Annotated in this window: 2 protein-coding genes; both read left to right on the forward strand. The window is 45.3% G+C overall.

Annotated features, from left to right (window positions below; translation table 11 throughout):
* Positions 1–225: 225 nt before the first annotated feature.
* Positions 226–1,278: a DUF1702 family protein gene (locus tag PX482_RS16100; RefSeq protein ID WP_288023601.1), complete on the forward strand. Its 1,053-nt coding sequence runs from the start codon at positions 226–228 to the stop codon at positions 1,276–1,278.
* Between the two features lie 51 nt (positions 1,279–1,329).
* Positions 1,330–3,228: a CRTAC1 family protein gene (locus tag PX482_RS16105; protein WP_288059547.1), complete on the forward strand. Its 1,899-nt coding sequence runs from the start codon at positions 1,330–1,332 to the stop codon at positions 3,226–3,228.
* Positions 3,229–3,539 lie beyond the last annotated feature (311 nt).

Raw genomic sequence — 3,539 nt, forward strand, 5'->3', positions numbered from 1 at the left:
GTGTCAGTCTGTAGAGCGACCATAAGACCAGAACAGAGTAAATCTGTTAAGGCAGGTGCGAAAAATCCTTCGGGAAAGAAGCAGAAACCCAAATCGTGAGGTTTGGGAATCACCGTCCGTTTACGGCGGTGAGGATGTCAACAAATAAACTTTGTTTAAGGTAACATGAGGTCATATCTTCGGCCTCCCATCAAGGGTTGTCAACTTTGTCAACTTTTTTTAACAATGGCATCTAATTTCTCAGGCACACCCTTCGAGCATCCTGCTGTCAATTTTGATCACAAATTTTCTCCTAGGCAGGTAAATCGTTTTCCACAACGATTGTTGCTCCTTTCACCCCAAGCGGCAACCTTTAATCAGCGTGGATTCATCTGTGATCCGCAAAGCCGCAGCCCGGCTGTTCAGCCTCAAAAACAGATATATTTGGAAACGATCGGGCAAACTTTTATCTATGGCTATAATGCAGCAATTATGGCTCATTCTCTCACGGACTTGTTTCCTCTTCTTGAAGGTGTCACGCTCAATTTGAGAGGATTTGCTTATGAAGGGGCAGCGATGGCTTTATCTTTGCTAGATTGTTTAACCCTGGGTAAGCGCAATCGCTTTGAGCATTTTTTAGCAAACGAGGGGAAAAAGCATATTTACATGGCCTATGTAGGGAAAGGATGGCAATTAGCCCGTATTCCTTTTTCTTTGCGCTTTTATCTCCAAAAATTAGAACATTCTGCCCAACATTTTCCAGATTCCCTATTAGGTTGGTTAGCCCTTGACGGCTATGGATTTCATCAAGGATACTTTGCCTGGCCTAAGTATATCCGAGAGAGAAAGTCTCCTCAAGAATTATCGGGTTATGCGCGTCTTGTTTTTGCTCAAGGGTTAGGGCGCAGTCTTTGGTTTGTGAAAGGGGCAAATATTCCCGAAATTGCCGATCAGATCCAAAAATTCGACCCGCTGCTTCAACCCCATTTATGGAGTGGGATCGGCTTGGCTTGCACTTATGCGGGGGGAGTGTCTCCCGAAGAAATTCAACATTTAAAACAGCTTGCTGAACCTTATAGAGCAGAATTAGCCCAGGGAGCAGCTTTTGCCGCAAAAGCACGTTTACTAGCCGAAAACTGCCAGGAAAATACCGAAATAGCCTGTCAAATTTTGTGTGGAATGGCTATTACTGAAACAGCCAAGATCACTGATGATACCCTCATCGGCTTAGATTACCACGACCAAATCCCTGCCTATGAACAATGGCGACAAGCCATCCAAAGTCATTTTCGCACCTAATCCCCTCAACTGTCTTAAGCTTAGATTGAATGTAGTTACTTCTTTGAAACCATGAATCGTTTGGAAAAATTCATCCGAGGCCATAGTAAGTCTATCTTGGCATTGGGGCTAATTTTAGTCTTATTCTCTGTTTCCCGTCTCCCCGCCCTATCAATGGCCGAAAGAGATGCGATCGCTTCTCGCTTTGCCTTTACTCGTTTTCCCTTACCCGAATTAGAAAATCAACCCTATCAAGTAGAAAGACCGACAAATCCCAGTTTAAGCCGTCATTCGGGCTGGATTTCGGCAGTTGGGGCGGCAGTTGCCCTGGGGGATTTCGATGGAGATGGCTTGGATAATGATCTCTGTCATGTAGAAACCCAAAGTAATCAGGTGATTATCTCGCCTGTTCCGGGTACGGGCAATCGTTATCAGCCCTTCACCCTGAATGTCACCGATTTTGACTATAACGACCAAACCATGGCCCCCATGGGATGTATTCCCAGTGATCTCAATGAAGATGGACTCAGGGATCTATTGGTGTATTATTGGGGACGAACACCGATCGCTTTTATCAGGCAAGATCAAGGTTATCTTCAGCAGCAAATCAGCCAAAAAAGGGAAAAATGGTACACCAACGCGGCAACCTTCTCGGATTTAGATGGGGACGGACACCCAGACTTAATCATTGGCAATTACTTCCCAGATAATGCCGAGATTTTGGATGTCAATTCCCAGAAAATCGAGAAAATGCAAGATTCGATGACCCGTGCTTATAATGGCGGTAAAAATCGAGTTTTCTTGTGGTCCGATGCCTCTACCACTGGAGTGACTTATCAAGAAGTCCAAGATGCTTTTGAGGAGAAAATTGCTCATGGTTGGACATTGGCCGTCGGAACAGCCGATTTAGACGGGGATTTATTGCCAGAGATTTATTTTGCCAATGATTTCGGACCCGATCGCCTCTTACATAATCGTTCTACTAGAGGACATCTCCAATTTGCCTTACTGGAAGGGCAAAAAGGTTTAACGACACCTAATTCTAAGGTACTGGGCCATGATGGCTTTAAGGGAATGGGGGTAGATTTCGGAGATATTAACCATGATGGACTCCTAGACATCTATGTGAGTAATATTGCTTCGGAATACGCCCTAGAGGAAAGTCATTTTCTCTTTACCAGTACGGGAGAAACGGAGAAAATGTCCCGAGGAATCGCCCCTTATGTCGATAAAAGCGAACCCCTGGGAGTCTCTCGTAGTGGCTGGAGTTGGGAAACAAAATTCGGCGATTTTGATAATGATGGGGAGTTAGAAGCGTTGCAAGCCACAGGATTTCGTAAAGGTGACATCAATCGTTGGCCGGAATTACATGAGTTAGCCATGAGTAATGATCAAGTCCTGAAAATCCCCAATAGTTGGTTTCATTTCCAAGATGGAGACGATTTAAGTGGTCATCAACATAATCCCTTTTTTGTGCGGGGTAAAGATGGACGTTACTATGATTTGGCATCGCAATTAAGCTTAGATGATCCCTCTGTCACCAGAGGAATTGCCACCGCCGATGTGGATGGAGATGGGGATTTAGACTTTGTAGTGGCAAATCAGTGGGAAACCTCTTATTTTTACCGCAATGATAGTCCAAATATCGGTCAATCTCTGGAATTAGAGCTTTTAAACCCTGCGCTCTCCCCTAATCCCTCTTCAGAAAAAGGGAAAATGGGTATCCCCGCAATTGGCGCAGCGGTTAAGGTGTCTCTACCTGATGGCAGTCAGCTGGTGGCGCAGGTAGATGGGGGCAATGGTCATTCTGGCGTGAGAAGTCCAGTATTACACTTTGGTTTAGGCAAAATTGACCCTAATACCGCTTTACCCGTTGACATTCAATGGCGTAACCACAAGGGAGAAATTAAGCAAACCCAGTTATTATTAACATCGGGTAAACAGACAATTTTGCTAGAGCAATCGGTTTAAAATCATTCTGTAAAGGGCCTAAGGTTTGCGCCCTTTATCGTTAGGTATGACGGGGACTGACCTCCCGATCCTTATTTAGCTCCGTCCGCCGCCTGGCAGTCGGTGGACGTTAAGTTAAAATGCTTGTGGATTCGGTCTGACGGGGGCATAATTTTCCGATTGTGTCTAGTTAGGGTCTGCTGAAAAAGTTTTTCGGTGGTGGCAGGGTGTGGGGTGTGGGGTGTGGGGTGTGGGGTTTTACCGGTTTTGAGGGGGCCAATTACCTAATTTTCAGGGAAAAAGTCCAGGAATTTTCCCCCTGATCACTCCCA

Origin of the sequence: Microcystis sp. M53602_WE12 (assembly GCF_030065455.1) — a bacterium.
In the GTDB taxonomy this organism is placed as follows: Bacteria; Cyanobacteriota; Cyanobacteriia; order Cyanobacteriales; family Microcystaceae; genus Microcystis; species Microcystis aeruginosa.

Excerpts from the sequence above, each read along its gene's own strand:
- PX482_RS16100 (WP_288023601.1), top strand. The coding sequence starts at position 226 with ATGGCATCTAATTTCTCAGGCACACCCTTCGAGCATCCTGCTGTCAAT.
- PX482_RS16105 (WP_288059547.1), top strand. The coding sequence starts at position 1,330 with ATGAATCGTTTGGAAAAATTCATCCGAGGCCATAGTAAGTCTATCTTG.